The 20,870-nt window shown below is 74.8% G+C and carries 22 protein-coding genes; 17 read left to right on the forward strand and 5 right to left on the reverse strand.

Annotated features, from left to right (window positions below):
• Nucleotides 1–8: 8 nt before the first annotated feature.
• Both helR and ETU37_RS19115 read right to left on the reverse strand, forming a co-directional pair.
• The gene (gene helR / locus ETU37_RS19110; RefSeq protein ID WP_129988943.1) at nt 9–2,162 is read right to left on the reverse strand and encodes an RNA polymerase recycling motor ATPase HelR; all 2,154 of its coding nucleotides are present in this window, start codon (nt 2,160–2,162) and stop codon (nt 9–11) included.
• 171 nt (nt 2,163–2,333) lie between these two features.
• Nucleotides 2,334–3,131 carry a class I SAM-dependent methyltransferase gene (locus ETU37_RS19115; RefSeq protein WP_129988944.1) on the reverse strand — a complete coding sequence of 266 codons (798 nt, stop codon included), beginning with the start codon at nt 3,129–3,131 and terminating at the stop codon, nt 2,334–2,336.
• A gap of 59 nt (nt 3,132–3,190) precedes the next feature.
• Here ETU37_RS19115 and ETU37_RS19120 point away from each other — a divergent pair, with 59 nt between their 5' ends.
• Genes ETU37_RS19120 through ETU37_RS19130 form a run of 3 tightly spaced genes read left to right on the forward strand, consistent with a single transcriptional unit; the run spans nt 3,191 to nt 5,731 of the window.
• Nucleotides 3,191–4,501, forward strand: coding sequence for a methyltransferase domain-containing protein (locus ETU37_RS19120; RefSeq protein WP_165372609.1), 1,311 nt, complete (start codon nt 3,191–3,193; stop codon nt 4,499–4,501).
• A gap of 43 nt (nt 4,502–4,544) precedes the next feature.
• Nucleotides 4,545–5,057, forward strand: a complete 513-nt coding sequence (locus tag ETU37_RS19125) for a sigma-70 family RNA polymerase sigma factor (RefSeq protein ID WP_129988946.1) — start codon at nt 4,545–4,547, stop codon at nt 5,055–5,057.
• Nucleotides 5,054–5,731 carry an anti-sigma factor family protein gene (locus tag ETU37_RS19130; protein WP_129988947.1) on the forward strand — a complete coding sequence of 226 codons (678 nt, stop codon included), beginning with the start codon at nt 5,054–5,056 and terminating at the stop codon, nt 5,729–5,731. Before ETU37_RS19125 ends, ETU37_RS19130 begins: the two co-directional genes overlap by 4 nt.
• 12 nt (nt 5,732–5,743) lie before the next feature.
• Here the strand turns inward: ETU37_RS19130 and ETU37_RS19135 are convergent, their stop codons facing one another.
• Nucleotides 5,744–7,378: an alkaline phosphatase family protein gene (locus ETU37_RS19135; RefSeq protein WP_129988948.1), complete on the reverse strand. Its 1,635-nt coding sequence runs from the start codon at nt 7,376–7,378 to the stop codon at nt 5,744–5,746.
• A gap of 55 nt (nt 7,379–7,433) precedes the next feature.
• Between ETU37_RS19135 and ETU37_RS19140 the strand changes: the two genes are divergently transcribed.
• Genes ETU37_RS19140 through ETU37_RS19185 form a run of 10 tightly spaced genes read left to right on the forward strand, consistent with a single transcriptional unit; the run spans nt 7,434 to nt 14,213 of the window.
• On the forward strand, nt 7,434–8,411 hold the full coding sequence (locus ETU37_RS19140; RefSeq protein WP_129988949.1) for a zinc-dependent alcohol dehydrogenase: 978 nt from the start codon (nt 7,434–7,436) through the stop codon (nt 8,409–8,411).
• Nucleotides 8,412–8,414: 3 nt separating this feature from the next.
• A complete protein-coding gene (locus tag ETU37_RS19145) occupies nt 8,415–8,792 on the forward strand; it encodes a 6-pyruvoyl trahydropterin synthase family protein (protein WP_129988950.1) in 378 nt (125 codons plus the stop codon).
• A gap of 5 nt (nt 8,793–8,797) precedes the next feature.
• The gene (locus ETU37_RS19150) at nt 8,798–9,757 is read left to right on the forward strand and encodes a glycosyltransferase family 4 protein (protein WP_129989071.1); all 960 of its coding nucleotides are present in this window, start codon (nt 8,798–8,800) and stop codon (nt 9,755–9,757) included.
• Nucleotides 9,758–9,770: 13 nt separating this feature from the next.
• Entirely contained in the window at nt 9,771–10,601 is an 831-nt protein-coding gene (locus tag ETU37_RS19155) for a lysylphosphatidylglycerol synthase domain-containing protein (RefSeq protein ID WP_129988951.1), read from the forward strand.
• Nucleotides 10,594–11,295 carry a RibD family protein gene (locus tag ETU37_RS19160; RefSeq protein WP_129988952.1) on the forward strand — a complete coding sequence of 234 codons (702 nt, stop codon included), beginning with the start codon at nt 10,594–10,596 and terminating at the stop codon, nt 11,293–11,295. The genes ETU37_RS19155 and ETU37_RS19160 overlap by 8 nt, the downstream gene beginning before the upstream one ends.
• Entirely contained in the window at nt 11,292–11,915 is a 624-nt protein-coding gene (locus ETU37_RS19165; protein ID WP_129988953.1) for a GTP cyclohydrolase II, read from the forward strand. The genes ETU37_RS19160 and ETU37_RS19165 overlap by 4 nt, the downstream gene beginning before the upstream one ends.
• Before the next feature lie 10 nt (nt 11,916–11,925).
• Nucleotides 11,926–13,041, forward strand: a complete 1,116-nt coding sequence (gene rlmC / locus ETU37_RS19170) for a 23S rRNA (uracil(747)-C(5))-methyltransferase RlmC (RefSeq protein WP_129988954.1) — start codon at nt 11,926–11,928, stop codon at nt 13,039–13,041.
• Nucleotides 13,042–13,093: 52 nt separating this feature from the next.
• Nucleotides 13,094–13,591: a DUF2975 domain-containing protein gene (locus tag ETU37_RS19175; protein WP_129988955.1), complete on the forward strand. Its 498-nt coding sequence runs from the start codon at nt 13,094–13,096 to the stop codon at nt 13,589–13,591.
• Nucleotides 13,591–13,812 carry a helix-turn-helix domain-containing protein gene (locus ETU37_RS19180; RefSeq protein ID WP_129988956.1) on the forward strand — a complete coding sequence of 74 codons (222 nt, stop codon included), beginning with the start codon at nt 13,591–13,593 and terminating at the stop codon, nt 13,810–13,812. The genes ETU37_RS19175 and ETU37_RS19180 overlap by 1 nt, the downstream gene beginning before the upstream one ends.
• An 8-nt stretch (nt 13,813–13,820) precedes the next feature.
• Entirely contained in the window at nt 13,821–14,213 is a 393-nt protein-coding gene (locus tag ETU37_RS19185) for a hypothetical protein (protein ID WP_129988957.1), read from the forward strand.
• Nucleotides 14,214–14,229: 16 nt separating this feature from the next.
• Here ETU37_RS19185 and ETU37_RS19190 read toward each other — a convergent pair whose 3' ends face one another.
• Nucleotides 14,230–14,904: a class F sortase gene (locus ETU37_RS19190; protein ID WP_206054043.1), complete on the reverse strand. Its 675-nt coding sequence runs from the start codon at nt 14,902–14,904 to the stop codon at nt 14,230–14,232.
• A 93-nt stretch (nt 14,905–14,997) separates the two neighbouring features.
• Between ETU37_RS19190 and ETU37_RS19195 the strand changes: the two genes are divergently transcribed.
• The 4 genes from ETU37_RS19195 (at nt 14,998) to ETU37_RS19210 (ending at nt 20,106) form a co-directional block, all read left to right on the forward strand.
• Nucleotides 14,998–16,512 carry a 4Fe-4S dicluster domain-containing protein gene (locus tag ETU37_RS19195; protein WP_129988959.1) on the forward strand — a complete coding sequence of 505 codons (1,515 nt, stop codon included), beginning with the start codon at nt 14,998–15,000 and terminating at the stop codon, nt 16,510–16,512.
• On the forward strand, nt 16,509–19,343 hold the full coding sequence (locus tag ETU37_RS19200) for a molybdopterin-dependent oxidoreductase (protein WP_129988960.1): 2,835 nt from the start codon (nt 16,509–16,511) through the stop codon (nt 19,341–19,343). The genes ETU37_RS19195 and ETU37_RS19200 overlap by 4 nt, the downstream gene beginning before the upstream one ends.
• Before the next feature lie 123 nt (nt 19,344–19,466).
• A complete protein-coding gene (locus ETU37_RS19205) occupies nt 19,467–19,736 on the forward strand; it encodes a hypothetical protein (protein ID WP_129988961.1) in 270 nt (89 codons plus the stop codon).
• Nucleotides 19,717–20,106: a nuclear transport factor 2 family protein gene (locus tag ETU37_RS19210; RefSeq protein ID WP_129988962.1), complete on the forward strand. Its 390-nt coding sequence runs from the start codon at nt 19,717–19,719 to the stop codon at nt 20,104–20,106. The genes ETU37_RS19205 and ETU37_RS19210 overlap by 20 nt, the downstream gene beginning before the upstream one ends.
• Before the next feature lie 4 nt (nt 20,107–20,110).
• On the opposite strand, the gene ETU37_RS19215 is transcribed toward ETU37_RS19210, so the two are convergent.
• Complete coding sequence (locus tag ETU37_RS19215; protein WP_129988963.1) at nt 20,111–20,719, reverse strand: 3'-5' exonuclease family protein; 609 nt, start codon at nt 20,717–20,719, stop codon at nt 20,111–20,113.
• Between the last annotated feature and the right edge of the window lie 151 nt (nt 20,720–20,870).

Raw genomic sequence — 20,870 nt, forward strand, 5'->3', positions numbered from 1 at the left:
ACGCCGGCTCAGCCGCGGGTGAGCACGGCCAGCCGTTGCGTGGCGCGGGTCATCGCGACGTACCGGTCGACGGCCCCCTCGATGCCGTCGCCGAAGCGGTCCGGGTCGACCAGGACCACGAGGTCGAACTCGAGCCCCTTGGCGAGCACCGGCGTGAGCGACCGGACCCGGGGACGGGCCTCGAACGTCGGGTCGCCGATGACGCAGGCGACGCCCTCGGCGTGCTCGGCCAGCCAGCCGTCGACGATCGCGTCGCGGTCCCGGTGCGGGCCGTGCAGGACGGGGAGGCCGCTCTCGCGGACCGAGGTCGGCACGTTGGCGTCCGGGAGTGCCGCCCGGATGAGCGGCGCGGCCTCGGTCATGACCTCCTCGGGCGTCCGGTAGTTGACCGTGAGCGAGGAGTGCGCGACGTGGTCCAGCCCGACGCGCCGCAGCCGCTCCTGCCACGACTCGGTGAAGCCGTGCCGGGCCTGGGCGCGGTCGCCGACGACGGTCACGCTGCGGGAGGGGCAGCGCAGCAGCAGCATCTGCCACTCGGCGTCGGTCAGCTCCTGGGCCTCGTCGACGACGACGTGCGCGAACGGGCCGGCGAGCAGGTCCGGGTCGGCGGCCGGGAGCGCGCTGTCGTCGACGAGCGCGTCCCGCATGTCCTGCACGCGCAGCATCGACATCACCATCATCTCGGAGTCGTCGGAGGCGACCAGGTGGTCGACCACCTGCGACATCTGCTCCCGCTCCGCGGCCAGGGTGGCCTCCGCGCGCCTCCGACGCCGGGCCGCCTCGGGGTCGCCGAGCCGCTGCCGGGCCGCGTCGAGCAGCGGCAGGTCCGCCACCGTCCAGGCGTGCGGCTCGGACCGTTGCAGGGTGCGCACCTCGTCGGACTCGAGCCACGGCGCGCACAGCCGCAGGTACGCCGGCACGGACCAGAGGTCGCCGACGAGGTCGGTCGGTTCGACCAGCGGCCAGGCGCGGTCGAACGCGTCGGCGAGCTCCCGGTTCCGGGCCAGCGCCCGCCGGAGCTCCTCGTCGGTGGCCTCCTCGTCGTCGTGCTTGGCGACCATGAGGTCGAGCAGCTCGCTCCAGACCTGGTCGCGGGCCTCGTTGTGCGGGGTGCCCGGGTCGGGGGAGTCGAACGCCGCCGCCCAGTCGTCGGCGCCGAGCCAGAGGTCGCCCCAGGGCGTCTCGACCTCCATCCCCTCGGTGGGCGCCTCCTCGTAGAAGCGCACCGCCGGCTCGATCGCGCCCACCATCGCCGCCGACGACTTCAGCCGCGCGACCTCCGGGTCGGGCTCGGGACCGGCGTCGGCGCCCTCGGGCACCAGGTCGCGGAGCGTGCAGGTCTGGACGCCCTCCTCGCCCAGGCTCGGCAGGACGTCGGCGACGTAGGCCAGGTAGGGCTGGTGCGGCCCGACGAACAGCACTCCGCCGCGCCGATGGCCCAGCCGCGGGTCGGCGTACAGCAGGTAGGCCGCGCGGTGCAGGGCGACCACGGTCTTGCCCGTCCCGGGTCCGCCGTCGACGACGAGTGCGCCTCGCGAGGACGCGTGGATGATCGCGTCCTGGTCGGCCTGGATCGTGGCGAGCACGTCGCGCATCCGGTCCGAACGGTGGCCACCGAGGGAGGCGATGAAGGCCGACTGGTCGTCGAGGGCGACCGGGTGCGCCGCGAGGCTGTCCGGGTCGAACACCTCGTCCCAGTAGTCGCTGACCCGCCCGCGGGTCCAGCGATACCGCCGCCGGCTGGCCAGGCCCATCGGGTTGCCGTGCGTCGCGCCGAAGAACGGCTCGGCGGCCGGTGAGCGCCAGTCGACCAGCAGCGGCTCGCCGGTGTCGTCCTTGAGACCGAGGCGGCCGACGTAGACGGGGTCGCCGCCGTCGGCGGGCACCATCCGGCCCAGGCAGAGGTCGAGCCCGAAGCGGCGCAGCGTGCGCAGCCGGGCGGTCAGCCGGTGCACCTCCTGGTCGCGGTCGAGGGCTTGCTGCCCGGCGCGGGCGGGGGCGCGCCGGACCTCGTCGAGCCGCGCGGTCAGGTCGGCGAGCGCCCGGTCCAGGCTGGTCGCGATGGCGGTGAAGTGCTGCTCGTCGTGGGCGACCAGGGCCGGGTCGGCCTTGGCGGTCAGGTGCGCGGGCAGGTCGAACGTGGCGGTGCGGAGCTGGTTCACGCGTCCCCTCGTGTGCGTCGGTGAGGCCTCGGCGGGAGATTGTGCGGCCTCACCGGGGCCTTGCGGCAAGACCCCCTGTCCGCTATACGTTGAGAGTGGAGAGGGCGGACCCCTCTCCACTTGCATGTCCGACGTGCATGCCCGACGTGCACGCCCGGCCGGCGTCGAGGGTCACCGGCGCGGAGCGGCCAGCAGGTCCTCGTGCTGCACGGTGACCGCGAGACTGCCCGACTCGACCTGCGCGACCCGTCGCGCCGCCCACGCCGCCGCGGGAGCGGCCAGGTCCGGGCGCTGCTCGACGGCAGCGGCGACCCAGCCCTCGAGCCAGGCCAGCAGCAGCTCGCCCGTCGCCGCGTCGAGCCGCCACGGACTGGCGGCGGTGCGCACGTCCTGACCGCGTGCGCGGAACGCCGCCGCGACGGCGGACGGCGCGTCGGGGCCGAGCAGGTCCCCGCCACGCACGGGGCGGCGCTGGTGGGCGTTGAACGCGTCGCGAAGCGCGCTGTCGAGCGGGTCGGAGGGGTCCAGGGCGACCTCGCCGGTCACGTCGAGCGTGACGAGCACCGGTGCCCCCGACGACGCGCACGCCGCGACAAAGCCGGCCAGCTCCTCGGCGGTCAGGATGTCGAGCAGCGCCGACGACGTGACCAGCCCCGCCCCGGACAGGGCGTCCGGCGCGAGCGCCGTGACGTCGCCCGCGCGGGTCTCGACAAGCGCGCCGGGCGGCGCGTCCTCGGCGGCGATCGCGAGCAGCTCCGGGTCGCGGTCGTGCAGCACCCAGGTCTGCTGTGCGGGCGGCACCGGCAGCAGCGGCGCGAGCCAGCGGCCCATCGAGCCCGACCCGCAGCCGAGGTCGTGCACCACCAGCGGGCCGGTCAGGAGAGGTCGGAGCGCGTCGACCAGGTCGCGCGACCGGGCCGCGGCGTCCGCCGGCTCCCGCAGCGCGAGCCAGGCGGGGAACGTCGTCACGGTCGAACCTCTCGAGCGGGGTGCTGAACCGGGTGGTGGCCACCTCCGTACTACCAGGCGTGCTCCTGCCGGCCGTCGTGACCCTCGCGTGCCTCGCCGGGCTGCTTGTCGCGGTGCGGCACGGCCTGCGGGCGTACGGCGACCGGCCGAGCCCGGCCGACCTCGTCACGCTCGCGCGGGCCGGGTTGGCCTGTGCCTGCGCGGGTCTCGTCACGGCGCGGCTCGGGACGTCGCCTGCGCCGGACCTCCTGGCCGGGCTCGCCGCCGTGTCGCTCGCGCTGGACCTGGTCGACGGCCGGGTCGCCCGCCGTACCGGGACGGGGACGCGGTTCGGCGCGCGGTTCGACGGCGAGGCCGACGCGTGGCTGATGCTCGTGCTCTCGGTGTACGTCGCGTCGTGGTGGGGGTGGTGGCTGCTGGCCCTCGGCCTGGTCCGCTACGTGTTCGGGGCGGCCGGCGCCGTGCTGCCGTGGCTTCGCGACGAGCTGCCGCTGCGCTACTGGCGCAAGGTGGTGACGGCGACCGCCGGCGTCGCGCTGGTGGCCGGGACGGCCGGCGTTTTGGGTGACCGCGTGACGATGCTGCTGCTCGTGCTCGCCGCGGCACTGCTGGCCGAGTCGTTCGGCCGCGACGTGCTGTGGCTGTGGCGGCACCGCCGCCGCCGGCACGACGGGGCCACCCGGGCGGCGCGGGCGGCGGCTTACGGGCCGGGCGAGTTCGTCGGGCAGGAGAGCTTCGTCCGGGCGAGCGAGGTGCTCGCGATCGCGGCGAAGGCGGGCGTCGGGCCGGGCGCCAGGGTCCTCGACCTCTGCTGCGGCGTCGGCGGCCCCGGGGTCCACGTCGTGCGGTCCCTCGGTGGGCACTACCTGGGCGTCGACCGCAGCGCCTCGGCCGTCGCGGTCGCGCGCCGCCGGGCCCGCGGGCTGGACTGCCGGTTCGAGGTCGCGACGGTGCCGCCGCTCCCAGCCGGGACGTTCGACGTGGTGCTGCTGCTCGAGACCATGCTGGCGTTCCCCGACAAGGACGCGCTGCTGCGTGCGGTGGCGGGCGCCCTGCCGGAGAGCGGACGGTTCGCGTTCACGGTCGAGGTGGGCGAGCCGCTCACCGCCGTGGAGCGCGCCGCCATGCCGGCCGCGGACACGGTGTGGCCGGTCCCGCGGGCCTGCCTCGACGACCTGCTCGGCCGGCACGGGTTCCGCGTGACGTGGTCCGACGACCACACCCCCGCGCACCGCGACGTCGCCGCCGCCCTCGCCGCGGCGTACACCGATCCCGACCTCGTGGCGTCGCACGCCCTCTGGCGCGACTGGCTCGCGTCCGGCCGGATCCGCAAGCAGGCCGTGGTCGCCGAACGGGTCGGTGCAGGATGAACCGGAACGCGCTCCGCTGCGTGCAACCAGGGTGGGAGGTGTGATGCCCGAGACGCCGGCCGCGGCCATGAAGGCGCTGTACGACGAGCACGCGTCGGCGCTCTGGGCGTTCTGCATGCGGCTGACCGGACAGGACCGTGCGCGCGCCGAGGACGTGGTGCAGGAGACGCTGCTGCGCGCGTGGCGCAACGAGACCGTGCTCGAGGGCGGGCACGGCTCGGTGCGCGCGTGGCTCTACACGGTGGCCCGCAACATCGTCATCGACGAGTGGCGCACGCACCGCTCCGAGCGCGAGCTCTCGGTCGCCCAGGTCCCCGACACCACGCCGACGGGCGACCGCACCGACGACCTGCTCACCTCCTGGATCGTCGCCGAGGCGATCACCAAGCTGTCGCCGGAGCACCGGGGCGTGCTGCTCGAGTGCTACTACCGCGGCGCCTCCGTCGCGGAGGCTTCTCGGCGCCTCGGCGTCCCGCAGGGGACGGTGAAGTCGCGCTGCCACTACGCCCTGCGCGCGCTCGCGCTCGCCCTCGAGGAGATGGGGGTGAGGCCATGAGCTGCGAGCACGCCCACGACGACGCCGCCTACGTGCTGGGTGCGCTCTCGTCGACCGAGCGGGCGGCGTACCAGGAGCACCTCGCCACCTGCGCCGAGTGCACCCAGGCGGTGCGCCGGCTCTCGGGCCTGCCCGGACTGCTGTCCCGGGTGAGCCTCGACGTGCTCGAGGCGCCCGCGCCGGCGGAGCCGGTCCCGGACACGCTCCTGCCGGCGCTGGTCGCGCAGGCCCGCCGCCGGCAGCGCCGCCGGTCGTGGTCGATCGCCGCCGCGGCGGCCGCCGCAGCGATCGTGCTGACCGGTGGCGCGGTCGCCCTGGGCGGCTACCTGGCCCAGGACCAGGCGGCCCCGCCCGCCGCCGTGGAGCAGCCGATGACCCGCGTCGCGGACATCCCGGTCACCGCCGAGGTCGGGCTCACGAGCGTCGACTGGGGCACCCGGCTCGACCTGACCTGCACCTACGCCGAGCCGACGTCCGGGGACGGGCAGGAGTGGCCCTACGCGCTGGTCGTGCGCACCCGGGCCGGCGGCAGCGAGCGGGTCGCGAGCTGGGTGGCCAAGCCCGGCCGGACGTTCCGGCTGAGCGGTGCCACGGCCAGCCCGGCCGAGGACATCGCATCGGTCGAGATCCAGTCCCTCGACGGCCGGACCCTGCTCCGGCTCCGGACGTCCTGAGGGCGTGTCGTGTCAGCCCGCGCCGAACGCCCTCAGGAACCGGTCCCGGAACGCCTCCATCGGCCACACGGGGGCGTCCGGTCCGGGTCGCAGCCCGTCGTCCCAGCCCCACCCGGTGACCCGGTCGAGCACCGCAGGGTCCCGCGCGAGGAGGCTGACCGGCACGGCGTGGTCGGGGTCGCCGCCGGTCACGTAGCTGTGCGGCTGGTGGTCGCCGAGCAGCACGACGACCAGGTCGTCGTCCGCGGGCCGGCGCTGCAGCCACGCGCAGGTCGTCCGCAGCGAGTAGACGATGCTGCGGCCGTACGCCGCCCGCACGGCGTCGTCGTCGGCGAGCAGCGCCTCCTCGTCGGGCTGGTCGGCGCGCTGGCCGCGGAACACCCGGCCGTCGCCGAGCTCGTCCCACGGCACGCTCCGAGGCAGCGGCGTCCAGGGGTGGTGGCTCGACGAGAGGTCGACCTCGGCCATCACCGGCGGCCGCTCGGGGACGTCGAGCACGCGCCGGCCGAAGGCGTCGAGGGCGTACTGGTCGGGCACCCGCGACCAGCCGAACGCCGGCCCGTCGTACCCGGTGGCCTGCGTCCCGAACAGCTCGTCGTACCGGTAGAACCGCTGCCCCTCCGGCCACGCCCGGCGCACCGAGGGCAGCGCGAAGACCGTACGCCAGCCGGCCCGGCCGAACGCCTCGGTCAGCGTGAGGCGCCGCGCGTTCATCAGCTGGTCGTAGCGCTGCTGGGTGTCGACCCGGAGCCCGGACTGCAGGGTGGCGTGCGCGAGCCAGCTGCCGGCGCCGTACGTCGGGGAGTCGAGCCAGCCGCTGCGCGCCGCGAAGCCGGCGCCGGCCAGCGACTCCGTGCAGTCCGCGAGAGCCCGTTCCGTCGCCGGTCCGAGCACCGGGTCGTCGAGCGCGACGCGGCCGTAGCTCTCGACGTAGAGCACCAGCACGTCCTTGCCGGCCAGGCCGGGCAGCCGCGGCGACCCCTCCACGTCGCGGGCCAGCGGGTCGGTGCGGATCTCCTCGGTGAACCGGGACCGGTCCGCGAGGTCGGCGCGCAGCTGTCGCACGTCGGTCCACACCCGGTCGGCCGCGCTGGCGCTCGCCACCTGGCCCTCGTCCGCGACCTGCCACCCGGCGGTGCGGGCGACGCCCCAGACCAGGCCGAGGACGACGGCGACGGCCACGGCGGCGCGGCGGTGCGCAGCCGCGACGCCCGTCAGCCGCAGGGTCGCGAGGGGGAGCAGCACGAGCACCGCGACGGCCGCCAGCCCGGCGACCACACCGGCCGCCACGGCGACCCCGAGACCCTCGGTGTCGCGCAGCACGCCGAGGCCCGGGCCGAGGTACGCCCAGTCCACGACCGGGTCGAAGTCGCGGACGAAGACCGCGTTGAACCCGATGTTCAGCAGCGTGGCCAGCAGCACCAGCGCGAGCAGCACCCCGGCGACGACGGCCACCACGCGCCGCGGTCGGCGCGGCAGCACGACGGCGAGAGCCAGCAGCACCACCGCCTCGACGGGCACGCGGACGAACGCGTCGGCGGTGAGGTACTGCCGCTCGTCCGGCAGCACCAGCGCGACCCACACGACGACAGCCGCGAGCACGGTGAGGACAGCGGCGGTCGCGCTCGCTCGTCGGGGTCGTCGCACACCTGTCATACGGATCCAGGATCGCGCGGGTTCACCGCGCCGGGGGAGGGCCGCGATGGCTGACGCGACGGCGTTCTGGGTGACCGGCCCCGGGCGCGGCGAGCTGCGGCCCGCCGCGCTGCCGCAGTCCGGCCCGGACGACGTGCAGGTGCGCACCCTGCACACCGGCGTCAGCCGCGGCACCGAGACGCTCGTGCTCGCCGGTCGGGTCCCCGACAGCGAGCGGGAGCGGATGCGCGCGCCGTTCCAGGAGGGCGACTTCCCGGCGCCCGTGAAGTACGGCTACCTCAACGTCGGCGTCGTCGAGCACGGACCCGACCCGCTGGTCGGGCGGACCGTCTTCACCCTGTACCCCCACCAGGACCGGTACGTCGTGCCCGCCGCCGCGGTCGCCGTGGTCCCGGACGGCGTGCCGCCGCGTCGGGCCGTGCTCGCGGGCACCGTCGAGACCGCGGTCAACGCGTTGTGGGACGCCCGGCCGCTCGTCGGCGACCACCTGACGGTCGTGGGCGCCGGCATGGTCGGCTGCTGCGTCGCACGGCTGCTCTCCGGCGTCCCCGGCACCGTCGTGACCCTCGTCGACGTCGACCCGTCGCGGGCGGCGGTCGCCGAGGCGCTCGGTGTCCGGTTCGCGCTGCCGGAGGAGGCGACCGGCGACCAGGACCTCGTGCTGCACGCCAGCGCGACCGCGGCCGGGCTCGCCCGGTCGCTCGACCTCCTCGGGAGGGAGGGGGAGGTCGTCGAGCTCAGCTGGTACGGCGACCGCCCGGTCACGGTCGCGCTCGGCGGCGCCTTCCACGCGGGCCGGCTGGCCATCCGCGCCAGCCAGGTCGGTGCCGTGTCGCCGGCCCGCCGCGCCCGCCGTACCCACGCCGACCGGCTCGCGCTGGCCCTCGACCTGCTCCGCGACCCGGCGTACGACGCGCTGCTCACCGGCCGCTCGCCGTTCGCCGACCTGCCCGACGTGCTGCCGCGGCTCGCCTCCGGCGACCTGCCCGCGCTGTGCCACACGATCGACTACCCGGAGGCCTGAGCGATGTTCAGCGTGACCGTCCGCGACCACATGCTCGTGGCGCACAGCCTGCGCGGTGAGGTGTTCGGGCCGGCGCAGCGGCTGCACGGCGCGACCTACGTCGTCGACGTGACCTTCCGCGGGCCGGAGCTCGACGACGACGGCATCCTCGTCGACATCGGCTGGGCCACCGAGACCCTGCGCGACGTGATGGGCGACCTGGGCTACCGCAACCTCGACGACGAGCCGGACCTGGCCGGCCTCAACACCACCACCGAGGTGCTGGCCCGGGTCGTCGCCGACCGCGTCGTCGCACGGCTCACCACCGACGCCGTCCGGACGGTCGCGGTCACCCTGCACGAGTCGCACGTCGCGTCGGCCGGCTACGAGCGGTCGGTGTGACCGCGATGCGCCGCCTCCGTGCCGTCGTCCCCGCCGGGCTCGACGACCCCACCCGCCCGAGCGGCGGCAACGCCTACGACCGGCGCGTGCTCGACGGACTGCGCCGACGCGGCTGGGTGGTGCGCGAGACCGACACCTTCGACGGGGCGCGCGACGGGGCGCTGGTGCTCGCCGACGGGATGCTCGTCGCCCAGGACCCGTCCGGGGCCCTCGACGTCGCGGAGCGCTGCCGGCTCGTGGTCCTGGCCCACATGAGCTGGGGGCGGGAGCACCACGTGCTGCGGGAGGCCCACGCCGTGGTGACCACCAGCCGGCACACCCGCGACGCCCTCGACCTGCCGGACGGCCGCGTGCACGTCGTGCGCCCCGGAGTCGACCCCGCGCCGCTCGCCCGCGGCAGCGGCCTGCTCTCCGTCGGCGCGGTCGTGCACGGCAAGGGGCACGACGTCCTGGTGCGCGCCCTCCGCCGGCTCGACGACCTGTCCTGGAGCTGCACCGTCGTCGGTGCGCTCGACGTCGAGCCGGACTTCGTCGCGCGGCTGCCCCGGCACGACCGGGTCGCGTTCACCGGGCCGCTGCACGGGCGTGGCCTCGAACGCGCCTACGCCGCCGCCGGGCTGCTCGTGCTGCCCTCACGGCACGAGGCCTACGGCATGGTCGTCACCGAGGCGCTGGCCCGCGGCATCCCGGTCGTCGCCGGTGACGTCGGCGGCGTGCGGGAGGCGCTCGGGACGACGAGCGGCGGGTACCCCGGCCTCCTCGTGCCGTCCGACGACGACGTCGCCCTCGCCGAGGCGCTCCGCCTGTGGCTCACCGACCCTGTGCTGCGCGCCCGCCTGCAGCGCTGGGCCGCCGACCGCCGTACCCGGCTGGCGGGGTGGTCCGCGGCCGTCGCCGGCGTCGAAGACGTGCTGACCTCCGTCGCGGGTGAACCGGTCGGGCGTCCGGCCCGTACAGGAAGGTAGCGGGAGGAGCGCCATGACGAGCCTGGGACGGTGGGCGGGGCGCGCGGTCGGCATGGCCGTGCTCGTCGTGCTCGCGCTCCGGCTCGGCAGCGAGCCCTTCCTCCACGGCCTCACCGCGGTCGGGCCGGCCGCCCTCGTGAGCGCGCTCGTCGTCGGTGCCCTCACCACGCTGGCGAGCGCGTGGCGGTGGCGGCTGGTCGCGCGGCACCTCGGGCTCGGCGGCCTCTCGCTCCGCGCCGCGATCGCGGCCTGCTACCGCTCGCAGCTGCTCAACGCCGCGCTGCCCGGCGGCGTCCTCGGCGACGTGCACCGCGCGATCCGCCACGGCCGCCGAGCCGGGACGACCGGTCTCGCCGCCCGGTCCGTCGCGTGGGAGCGCGGGCTCGGGCAGCTCGTCCAGATCGCGGTGACGCTGCTGGCGCTCCGGCTCTGGCTGCCCGCCGCCGTCGCCGTCCTGCTGCTCAGCGCCGGGCTCGTGCGGTTCCGGGCGGTCGCGCTCGGCGTGGTCGCCGCGTCGCTCGCCGCGCTGGCCGGCTACTCGCTGCTGTTCCTGGTCGCCGCCTCCGCCACCGGCTCCTCGCCGCCGCTGCCCGTGGTGCTGCTGGTGCTCCTGGCCGCCGCCGTACCCCTGAACGTCGGGGGCTGGGGCCCCCGCGAGGGCGCCGCCGCCTGGGCCTTCGCGTCCGCCGGGCTCGGCGCCGACCAGGGTCTTGCCGCCTCGGTGGCGTACGGCGTGCTCGCGCTCGTGTCCACGCTGCCCGGCCTGGCCGTCCTCCTCCTCACCCGCCCCGCCCCGCCCGCTCCACCCACCCGTGTCGCCACCCCGGAGGTGAGCCGTGCCTGACCGCCCCTACACCGTGCTGTCCTGCGCGATGTCGCTCGACGGCTACCTCGACGACACCGCCGACCAGCGCCTGGTGCTGTCGAACCAGGCCGACCTCGACCGCGTCGACGCCGTCCGGGCGTGGAGCGACGCGATCCTCGTCGGCGCCGGCACCGTCCGCATCGACAACCCGCGGCTGCTCGTGCGCGACCCGGACCGCCGACGGCAGCGTCGCGCCGACGGGCGGCCCGCGACGCCGTGCAAGGTCACCGTCACCGGCAGCGGCGACCTCGACCCGGACGCTCCGTTCTTCGCGACCGGTGACGTCGACAAGCTCGTCTACTGCGCCACCGACGCCGTCGAGAAGGCCTCCCGGCTGCTCGGCCACGTCGCGACCGTCGTCGACGCCGGCCAGCCCGTCGACCTGGGGGAGGTGCTCGCGCACCTGCACGGCCGCGGCATCCGGCGCCTCATGGTCGAGGGCGGCGGCACCGTGCTGACCCAGCTGCTCACCGCCGCGCTGGCCGACGAGCTGCACCTCGTCGTGGCGCCGTTCTTCGTCGGCGACTCCGAGGCACGCCGCCTCGTCGACGACGGCGACTACCCCTGGCGCGCCGAGCACGGCGCCCGGCTCCTGGAGAGCCGCACGATCCGGGACGTCGTCCTGCTGCGCTACGCACTCTCGGCCCGGGTCGTCGACGGGGGAGTGCGATGACGCTGACCCCGCTGCCGGTCGCCACCGTGCGCACCCAGGTCGACCTGCCGCTGCGCCGCAGCGACGGGCACCGCACCCTCGCCCGGGCGACGACCTTCGACGGCCTGGTCGACGGGGCCGAGCACCTCGCCCTCGTGCTCGGTCGCGCCGACCGCGCCACCCCGCCGCTGGTGCGCCTGCACAGCGAGTGCCTGACCGGTGACCTGTTCGGCAGCCAACGCTGCGACTGCGGCCCGCAGCTCGACGAGGCGGTCCGCCGGATCACCCGCGCGGGCGGCTACCTGCTCTACCTCCGCCAGGAGGGCCGCGGCATCGGGCTCTACGCCAAGCTCGACGCCTACACCTTGCAGGACACCGGCCTCGACACCTACGACGCCAACCTGGCGCTGGGGTACGCCGCCGACGGGCGCACCTACGCGGCCGCCGCGCAGATGCTGCACGCCCTCGGAGTGGTGGAGGTGGACCTGCTCACCAACAACCCCGACAAGGCCGCGCAGCTCGAGGCGCACGGCATCCGCGTCCGGCAGCGGGTGCCGACCGCGGTGCACGTCAGCCACGCCAACGTGCACTACCTCGCCGCCAAGGCCCGCCGGGGCGGGCACGACCTCCTTTACCCGTAACCTTGCGGCCGTGCGGTGCGGCTACTACGACGCGGGGCTCTGCCGGTCGTGCACCTGGCTGCCCACGCCGTACGCCGCGCAAGTGGAGGCCAAGCAGCGGCACGCCGCCGACCTGCTCGCCGCGTGGCCCGACCTCACCTGGCTGCCGCCGGTGACGGGTCCCGAGGAGGGGTTCCGCAACAAGGCCAAGATGGTCGTCGCGGGCACCGTCGACGAGCCGACGCTCGGCATCCTCGACGCGACCGGCCACGGCACCGACCTTCGCGAGTGCGGCCTGCACGAACCGGTCCTGCACGACGCGCTGCCGGCCCTGGCCGCGTTCGTGACCCGCGCCCGCCTCACGCCGTACCACGTGCCCACGCGCACCGGCGAGCTCAAGCACGTGCTGGCCACCGTCTCGCCGGACCGCGAGCTGATGGTCCGGTTCGTGCTGCGCTCGACCGAGTCACTCGCCCGGATCCGCAAGCACCTGCCCTCGCTCCGGGCCGACCTGCCGCACCTGCGCGTGGTGTCGGCCAACCTGCAGCCGCGGCACGCCGCCGTGCTCGAGGGCGAGCACGAGGAGCCGCTGCTCGGCGACTCGCTCGCCTTCCGGGTCGACGGGATCACCCTGCACCTGCGTCCGCAGAGCTTCTTCCAGACCAACACCGCCGTCGCGGCCGCGCTGTACCGCGAGGGCGCGGCGTGGGTCGACGACGCCGACCCGACGTCGGTGTGGGACCTCTACTGCGGCGTCGGCGGCTTCGCCCTGCACCTGGCCCGCCCCGGACGCGACGTGGTCGGCGTCGAGGTCAGCGCCCAGGCGGTCGAGGCGGCCCGGCTCAGTGCCGAGGAGGCTGGGGTGACCGCCCGGTTCGAGGAAGCCGACGCCACCACCTGGATGACCGCGCGGCCGGCCGCGCCCGACCTCGTCGTGGTGAACCCGCCGCGGCGGGGGATCGGCCCGGAGCTCGCCGCCTGGCTCGAGCGCTCCGCGGTCCGGCACGTCCTGTACAGCAGCTGCAACCCGACCACCCTCGCGCGCGACCTGGCCGCGATGCCGTCCCTGACGCCGGTGCGGGCGCGGGTGTTCGACATGTTCCCGCAGACGGCGCACCAGGAGGTGCTGGTCCTCGCGAGCCGTTGACTCACCTATCGAAAAACGATAGATTCCTCTCGTTCGTCGAGAGGGGTGGGACATGGGCACGCTGACGGTGACCGCGTTGCGGGTGGTCCTGGCGCTGGTGCTGGCCGGCACGCTGTTCGTGCAGACGGTGATGGTGCCGCTGCTCTGGCGGGACATGGACGGCGCCGACGCCGACGTGCTGGCGATCCGCGTGCCGTTCGTGGTGATCCTCGTGCTCGGCATCGTCACCGTGCAGGTGTGCGCCGTGTGCGTGTGGCGACTGCTGACGATGGTGCGCCGGGGCACGGTGTTCTCGCCCGGGTCGTTCCGGTACGTCGACGTGATCATCGGCGCGATCACCGCCGCGGCGCTGCTGGCGTTCGCGCTGGGCGTGGTGCTCGCCCCGGGGGAGGCCGTCGCGCCGGGCGTGGTGCTGCTCGTCGGCGGGGTCGGCCTCACCATCCTGGGCATCGCGCTGATCGTGCTGGTGCTGCGGACGCTCCTCGCGCAGGCCGTCGCCCGCGACGCCGAGGCGAGCAGCCTCCAGGCCGAGCTCGACGAGGTCATCTGATGCCGATCGTCGTCGACATCGACGTGATGCTGGCCCGGCGCAAGATGCCGGTCGGCGTGCTCGCCGAGCGTGTCGGGATCACGCCCGCCAACCTCGCGGTGCTCAAGAACGGCCGCGCCAAGGCCGTCCGCTTCACCACCCTCGAGGCCATCTGCGAGGTGCTCGAGTGCCAGCCCGGCGACCTGCTGCGCTGGGAGCCGGAAGGGCCCGCCGCGACGTAGCATCAGCCGTGTCGTTGCGTGCGGGCCCCGTCGTCGTGGCCCTTCTCCTGGCCGCCCTCGCGGCCGCCTGCGGAGCGGATGCGACGTGCGAGGTCGCCCCGCGCGACCCGAGCTGCCCGGACCTGCGCTTCAGCGAGGTCCTGTACGACGAGTGGCGCGAGGTCACGCCGCCACGCATCCGGCAGGAGCTCGGCGACGCGGTGTACCCGGCGTGCAACGACGCCGAGACCTGCGGCCCGGATCTGGGCGGCTTCGCCGCCACCGACGTGTGGCTGCTCGAGGGCGTGGATCCCGACGACGCGGTCATCGGCTACCGGCAGGGCACCGAGATCCCCGTGGTGTTCGTGCGCCGCGGCGCCGACCCGGACACGGTGCCGGGCCTGCGGCAGGCCGTGCGCTGACCTGTGCCCACCGGGCTCAGGCCGGCACCGGCGAGGCGAACCAGACCGTGCGCTTCTCCCAGTTACCGGGCCCGAGCCGGCGGCCGGAGCAGGCCAGGATCGCGAGCTGGGGCGGCCCGTCCAGGTCGTAGTAGCGGGGCAGCCCGTCGGACGCGAGCACCTCGACCCGCTCGGTGACGCGGTAGCAGAGCCGCCGGCCCTCACCGAGCACCACGACGGAGCCACCCACGTCGAGGTGGGCCAGCAGGGCGTTGCCCAGTGCGCTGCCGTCGGGCCACGTGTGCGCGTTGAGCAGCACGTTGCCGGCCGCGTCGCCGGGACGGGTGCCCTGCGCGGTGTCCCAGGCGAACAGGTACTTGCCAGCCGTCGACAGCGGCGGCGTACCGGGGATGTCGTTCGCGTCGCGCGGCGGCGTCACGATGCCCGAGCCGCGCGTGACGCCGGGGATCGCGATCGTCGCCGGCGTGATGGCGCCGGTCCCGGTGTCACACGTCGGTGCGGCCTCGAGGGTCGCGGCGCGGGCCACCTTCATCCGCGGCGGCTCGGTCGGGGTGGCGGACGGGCCGGCCGACGGTGAGCCGGAGGCCTCGGTTCGCGGGGCGCCGGCTCCGGCGGGGCTCCGCGGGTCCCGGCCCAGCAGCACGACGCCGCCGGCCACGGCGACGACGAGCAGGAGCATGGCAGCGCCCACCGTTCCCCACGTCCCCCGCCGCGCCATGGCTGCAGCCTACGGAAGTCAGCACTATCGTGACGGGCCTCTGTCCACTCCAACGGGGGTTCGCCGGTGCGGTACGGCTTCGCGATCGACCAGCGCACGTGCATCGGCTGCCATGCCTGCACCGTCGCGTGCAAGACCGAGCACCAGGTCCCGCTGGGGCAGTTCCGCACCTGGGTGAAGTACGTCGACTCCGGCACGTTCCCGGACACCCGCCGTGACTTCGGGGTGATGCGCTGCAACCACTGCACCGACGCGCCGTGCGTGACGATCTGCCCGACCGGCGCGCTGTTCAAGCGCGACGACGGGATCGTCGACTTCGACTCCTCGGCGTGCATCGGCTGCAAGTCCTGCCTGCAGGCCTGCCCGTACGACGCGATCTACATCGACGAGGACACCCAGACGGCAGCGAAGTGCAACTTCTGCGCGCACCGCGTCGACGACGGGCTCGAGCCGGCCTGCGTCGTGGTCTGCCCGACGCACTCGATCTGGGTGGGCGACCTCGACGACGAGCAGTCCGGGATCTCCCAGCTCGTCGCGAGCAACGAGACCGCCGTCCGGGCTCCCGACCAGGGCACCGGCCCCAACGTCTTCTACCTCGGCGCCTCGCCCGCCGTGCTCGACCCGCTCGAGGCACCGGTCCGCGGCACCTACCTCTGGGCGCAGCCCGACGAGCTCCGCCTGGCGACCTCGGTCGACTTCGACGGCAGCGACCCGACCGCCGCGACCACGCTCAACACCGCGCACCCGCGGCCGTGGGGCTGGCGGGTCGTGACCTACCTCTGGACGAAGGGGTTCGGCGCCGGGGCGCTCGCCGTCGCCGCGCTCGCCGTGGTGCTCGGCATCGACCTCGGTGTGACCGGAGCGGTGGTCGCCCCGGTCGTCGCGGCCGTTGGCGCGGCCCTGACCGGCGTCCTGCTCGTGTGGGACCTCAAGCGCCCCGAGCGGTTCTACTTCCTGTTCACCCGCGGCAACCACCGGTCGTGGCTCGTGCTCGGCGGCTACTGCCTGCTGGCCTTCGGGGTCGTCGCGGTCGCGTGGTTCGTCTCCGGCGTGCTCGACGCCGACGGCGCCCAACGGGTGCTGGCGTGGCCGGTGCTCCTGGCGGCGGCGATGGTGGCCGGTTACACCGCGTTCCTGTTCGGGCAGGCCGAGGGCCGTGACCTGTGGCAGTCGCGCTGGCTCTTCCCGCACCTGCTCGCCCAGGCGCTGATGACCGGCGCCGGCGTCATTGCGGTCGCCCTCGCCCTCGCCGGGGCTGCGGGGCGGGCCACCACGCTCACCGCCGCCGTGCTGGTCGTCGGCGCGGTGCTGCACCTCGTGCTCGCCGGGGTCGACCTCGGCGGCCACCACGAGAGCCCGGGCGCCGCTGTCGCCGCCCGGACCATCCTGCGCGGCCGCTACCAGCGGCTGTTCCTCGCCGGTGCCGTCGCGCCGACCGTGCTGGCCGTGCTCCTCGCCGCCGTCACCTGGGCCGGCGGGTCGCCGTACCTCGCCGCGCTCGCGGGGCTGCTGGTGCAGCCCGCCCTGCTCGCCTACGAGACCGCCTACGTCCGGGCGGGACAGGACGTGCCGCTCTCATGACCGCTCTCCCCGGGGACCGCAGCCACGAGCACCTGCGCAGCTTCCCGCCGCCGGAGACGTGGGACCACCACGTCGCCACCGACGCCAAGGCCCACCCGCGCAAGGTCACGCGCGAGTTCATGCTGATCCCCACGACCTGCTTCAACTGCGAGTCCGCGTGCGGCCTGCTCGCCCACGTCGCCAAGGACGACCTGACCGTCACCAAGGTCGAGGGCAACCCCGCGCACCCGGGCTCGCGCGGCCGCAACTGCGCCAAGGGACCGGCCACCATCAACCAGCTCGACGACCCCGAGCGCATCCTCCACCCGCTCAAGCGTGTCGGCGACCGCGGCGCCGGCGGCTGGGAGCGGGTGTCGTGGGACGAGGCGCTCGACGACATCGCAGCCCGCATCCGCGCCGCGATCGAGGCCGACCGCCGCGACCGCGTCGTCTACCACGTGGGCCGGCCGGGCGAGGACGGCTTCGCCGAGCGGTTCCTGCTCGCCTGGGGCGTCGACGGGCACAACAGCCACACCAACATCTGCTCCGCCGGCGCGCGGCTCGGCTACACGACGTGGGGCGGCTACGACCGGCCCTCGCCCGACTACGCCAACGCCAAGGTCATCCTGCTGCTGTCGTCGCACCTGGAGACCGGCCACTACTTCAACCCGCACGCGCAGCGGATCATGGAGGCCAAGGCCCAGGGCAACGCCAAGCTCGTCGTGCTCGACGTGCGGATGTCCAACACCGCCAGCCACGCCGACCTCTGGCTCGCGCCCTGGCCCGGCAGCGAGGCGGCGATCCTGCTCGCCGTCGCGTCGCACCTGCTGCAGACCGGTCAGGTGGACCGCGACTACCTGCGCCGCTGGGTCAACTGGGACACCTACCTCGACCGCCTGCACCCGGACCTGCCGCGCGACTTCGACACCTTCATGACGGCGCTGGCCGACGACTACGCGCACTACACCTTCGACTTCGCCGCCGAGGAGAGCCAGGTCCCCGCCGGGCGGATCCGCGAGCTGGCCGAGATCGTCGCGACCTCCGGCTCCGCGCTGTCCGCGCACATCTGGCGCTCCGCCGCGGCCGGCAACCTGGGCGGCTGGCAGGTCGCGCGCAGCCTGTTCTTCCTCAACGTGCTCACCGGCAGCGTCGGTACGCCCGGCGGCACCAGCCCCAACGGCTGGGACAAGCTCATCGCCCACGGCTTCGACGTACCGGAGGGCGGCGACGTCTGGAACGAGCTGCTGTGGCCGCGCGAGTACCCGCTGTCCACCAACGAGATGTCGTTCCTCCTCCCGCACCTGCTGCAGGACGGCCGGGGCGACCTCGACGTCTACTTCACTCGCGTCTACAACCCCGTGTGGACCAACCCCGACGGCTTCTCCTGGATCGAGACGCTCACCCGCACCGACGGGATCGGCCTGCACGTCGCCCTCACGCCGACGTGGTCGGAGACGGCGACCTTCGCCGACTACGTGCTGCCGATGGGGCACGCGACGGAGCGGCACGACACGCACTCCTACGAGACGCACGCCGCCAAGTGGCTCGGCTTCCGCCAGCCGGTCAAGCGCGTCGCCATGGACAAGCTCGGGATCCCGTACGCCGACACCCGCGACAGCAACCCGGGGGAGGTGTGGGAGGAGAACGAGTTCTGGTTCGAGCTCTCCTGGCGGATCGACCCGGACGGGTCGCTCGGCATCCGGCGCTACTTCGAGTCGCCGTACCGGCCGGGCGAGAAGGTCACCGTCGACGAGTACTACCGGTGGGTCTTCGAGAACCGCGTGCCCGAGCTGCCGGAGAAGGCCGCGGAGCAGGGGCTCACGCCGATGGAGTACATGCGGAAGTACGGCGTCGTGGAGATCGCCAGGGACGTGTACCGGCAGGACGAGCGCCCGCTGACGGAGGCCGAGCTCGACGGGGCGGTCGCCGACGACCACGGCGTGCTGCGCAAGCCCACCACCGACGAGTCGACGCCCCCGCTGGTGGGGGAGGCGGGCGCCGTCGGGATCCGCCTCGACGACGGCTCCGAGGTCGCCGGCTGGCTGTCGCCGAGCCGCAAGCTCGAGCTGTGGTCCGACGCGATCGCGTCGTTCGGCTGGCCCGAGCTCGCCGTCCCGACGTACATCGAGTCGCACGTGTCCCGGCGCACGATCGACGCCGGCAAGGGCGAGATGGTGCTGGTGCCGACGTTCCGGCTGCCGACGCTGATCCACACGCGCTCCGCGAACGCCAAGTACCTCAACGAGATCAGCAACACCCACCCGGTCTGGATCCACGACGATGACGCGCGCCGGCTCGGCGTCGCGACCGGCGACCTGGTCCGGGTGACGACGAGGATCGGCCACTTCGTCGCGCGGGCGTGGGCGCACCAGGGCATCCGGCCCGGAGTCGTGGCACTCAGCCACCACATGGGCCGCTGGCGGCTGGACGACATCCACGCGAGCAGGTGGGCCAGCGGCAAGGTCGACATGGAGCGCACCGACGACGGCGTGTGGCGGATGCGCTACACCGAGCCCACCACGCCGTTCAGCAGCGACGACCCGGACAGCCGGCGCATCTACTGGGAGGACCCCGGCGTCCACCAGAACCTCACGTTCCCGGTCCAGCCCGACCCCTGGTCGGGCGCGCACTGCTGGCACCAGCGCGTCACGGTGGCGCCGGCGCAGCCGGGGGACCGGTACGGCGACATCGAGGTCGACACCCAGCGGGCCCGCGAGGTCTACCGCGAGTGGCTCGCGCTCACCAGACCCGGGCCCAACGCCGACGGCCTGCGCCGGCCGGAGTTCATGATGCGGCCGGTGAAGCCGAAGCGGAAGGCGTTCCGCCTCGACCCGCCGCCCACGACGGCCTAGGCCTCGTGTCCGCCCGGCGCACGCCGCAGTCACGGGTGTGCCCCCTGTGGCTCGTGAGGCCTCGTCGCCGGATCGCGACGAAGGTCACGTTCCGATAACGGTCGCTCGGGTAACGGTTCTCCCATGCCGCGCCCTCACCACCGCCGTAACGAGTACGGCTTCGACGTCCCCCTGCACCGCGACTGGCTCTTCTGGTTCCTGCTGCCGCTGGCCGCCCTGGTCGCGATCCTGGCCGTCGTCACCGAGCGCGCCCAGCCGGGCGAGGCCTTGCTGCAGATCGGTGGCGCGCTGACCATCGCCGGCGTGCTCATCGGCAGCGTCCGCGAGCTCGTGCGCGGCTTCCGCGAGCCGCGCGAGCAGGTCGCGCCGGCTCGTGTCCGCAGCGGACGCTGACCGCGCGGCCGTCCTGGCCGCCGCCCGCGCCCGCGCCGACGCCCTCGCCGCCGGGGACGCCGCCGCGCTGACCGGCCTGCTGCACGAGGACTTCCGCTGGACCGCGCACACCGGCGCGACCTTCGACCGCGAGGAGTACGTCCGCCGCAACACCGACGGCACGACCGTGTGGCGCTCGCAGGACCTCGCCGACGCCGACATCGCGGTCGTCGGCGACACCGCGGTGGTCCGCGCGGAGGTGACGGACGTGGTCGAGGGAGGCGACGGCGGGTCCGCCACCTTCCGGATGCCGATGACGCAGACGTGGGTGCGCGAGGGCGGCCGGTGGCGGTGCCTCGCCGGTCACGCCGGGCCGCGCCGGACGGACTGACCCGTCAGTCCTCCTGGCACCTGCGCGCGACGAGGGACACCAGCAGGTTCGCGTAGCCCCGCGCGTCGTCGATCGCGCGGTGCGTGTGCGGCACGTCGCCGAACCACTCCGCCGGCAGCGACGCCGGCGAAACCTCGGAGACCGGCCGCCCCGTGACCGCGGCGGCGTAGCTGCGCACGCACAGCCCGCCCCGGGCCTCGAACAGCACGTCCTCCTCGTACGGCCCCTGCGTGACGCCGTACGGCGTGAACCGGCGGAGGTAGTAGTCGATCCAGCCGCCGTCGAAGCCCAGCGGGTGCGCGGCGAACATGCACGGCCCCGGCAGCCCGCGCACCCACGCGACGAAGTCGTCGAGCACCTCCGTCACGGGCCGCGGATCGGTCGTGCACGCCGCCCAGGCGTCCCCCTGGGTCTGGAACCAGGCGTACGTGTCCGGGTGCGGCGCCGCCCCCGGCAGCGGCTCCAGCACCGCCTCGAACTCCCCGTGCCGCGTCCCGTCGGCCGTGACCGCCACCGACGCGAACGACCGCATGGAGTTCGCCCCCGGCCACGGCCCGTCGACCTCGATGTCGGTGACGACGTACGTGACGGGGTCGCGCGGCTCGGACGGCATGCGCGGCATCCTGGCAGCCCCCACGATCCAGCTGTAACGCGGGGTTATGGACGCTTCACAAGGCGCATGCCCCTAGGGAAGCGTCCACACGGCTGGGGAAGTGCTCGCCCGGCCCGCCGCCCCCGGCGGGAGATTCGAGCCGGGTCGGCGA

Source organism: Nocardioides iriomotensis (assembly GCF_004168035.1).
GTDB lineage: Bacteria > Actinomycetota > Actinomycetes > Propionibacteriales > Nocardioidaceae > Nocardioides_B > Nocardioides_B iriomotensis.

Coding starts and splice junctions, on each gene's coding strand:
- ETU37_RS19125 (WP_129988946.1), top strand. CDS start 4,545: ATGCCCGAGACGCCGGCCGCGGCCATGAAGGCGCTGTACGACGAGCAC.
- ETU37_RS19130 (WP_129988947.1), top strand. CDS start 5,054: ATGAGCTGCGAGCACGCCCACGACGACGCCGCCTACGTGCTGGGTGCG.
- ETU37_RS19140 (WP_129988949.1), top strand. CDS start 7,434: ATGGCTGACGCGACGGCGTTCTGGGTGACCGGCCCCGGGCGCGGCGAG.
- ETU37_RS19145 (WP_129988950.1), top strand. CDS start 8,415: ATGTTCAGCGTGACCGTCCGCGACCACATGCTCGTGGCGCACAGCCTG.
- ETU37_RS19150 (WP_129989071.1), top strand. CDS start 8,798: ATGCGCCGCCTCCGTGCCGTCGTCCCCGCCGGGCTCGACGACCCCACC.
- ETU37_RS19155 (WP_129988951.1), top strand. CDS start 9,771: ATGACGAGCCTGGGACGGTGGGCGGGGCGCGCGGTCGGCATGGCCGTG.
- ETU37_RS19165 (WP_129988953.1), top strand. CDS start 11,292: ATGACGCTGACCCCGCTGCCGGTCGCCACCGTGCGCACCCAGGTCGAC.
- ETU37_RS19175 (WP_129988955.1), top strand. CDS start 13,094: ATGGGCACGCTGACGGTGACCGCGTTGCGGGTGGTCCTGGCGCTGGTG.
- ETU37_RS19180 (WP_129988956.1), top strand. CDS start 13,591: ATGCCGATCGTCGTCGACATCGACGTGATGCTGGCCCGGCGCAAGATG.
- ETU37_RS19200 (WP_129988960.1), top strand. CDS start 16,509: ATGACCGCTCTCCCCGGGGACCGCAGCCACGAGCACCTGCGCAGCTTC.
- ETU37_RS19205 (WP_129988961.1), top strand. CDS start 19,467: ATGCCGCGCCCTCACCACCGCCGTAACGAGTACGGCTTCGACGTCCCC.
- ETU37_RS19215 (WP_129988963.1), bottom strand. CDS start 20,719: ATGCCGTCCGAGCCGCGCGACCCCGTCACGTACGTCGTCACCGACATC.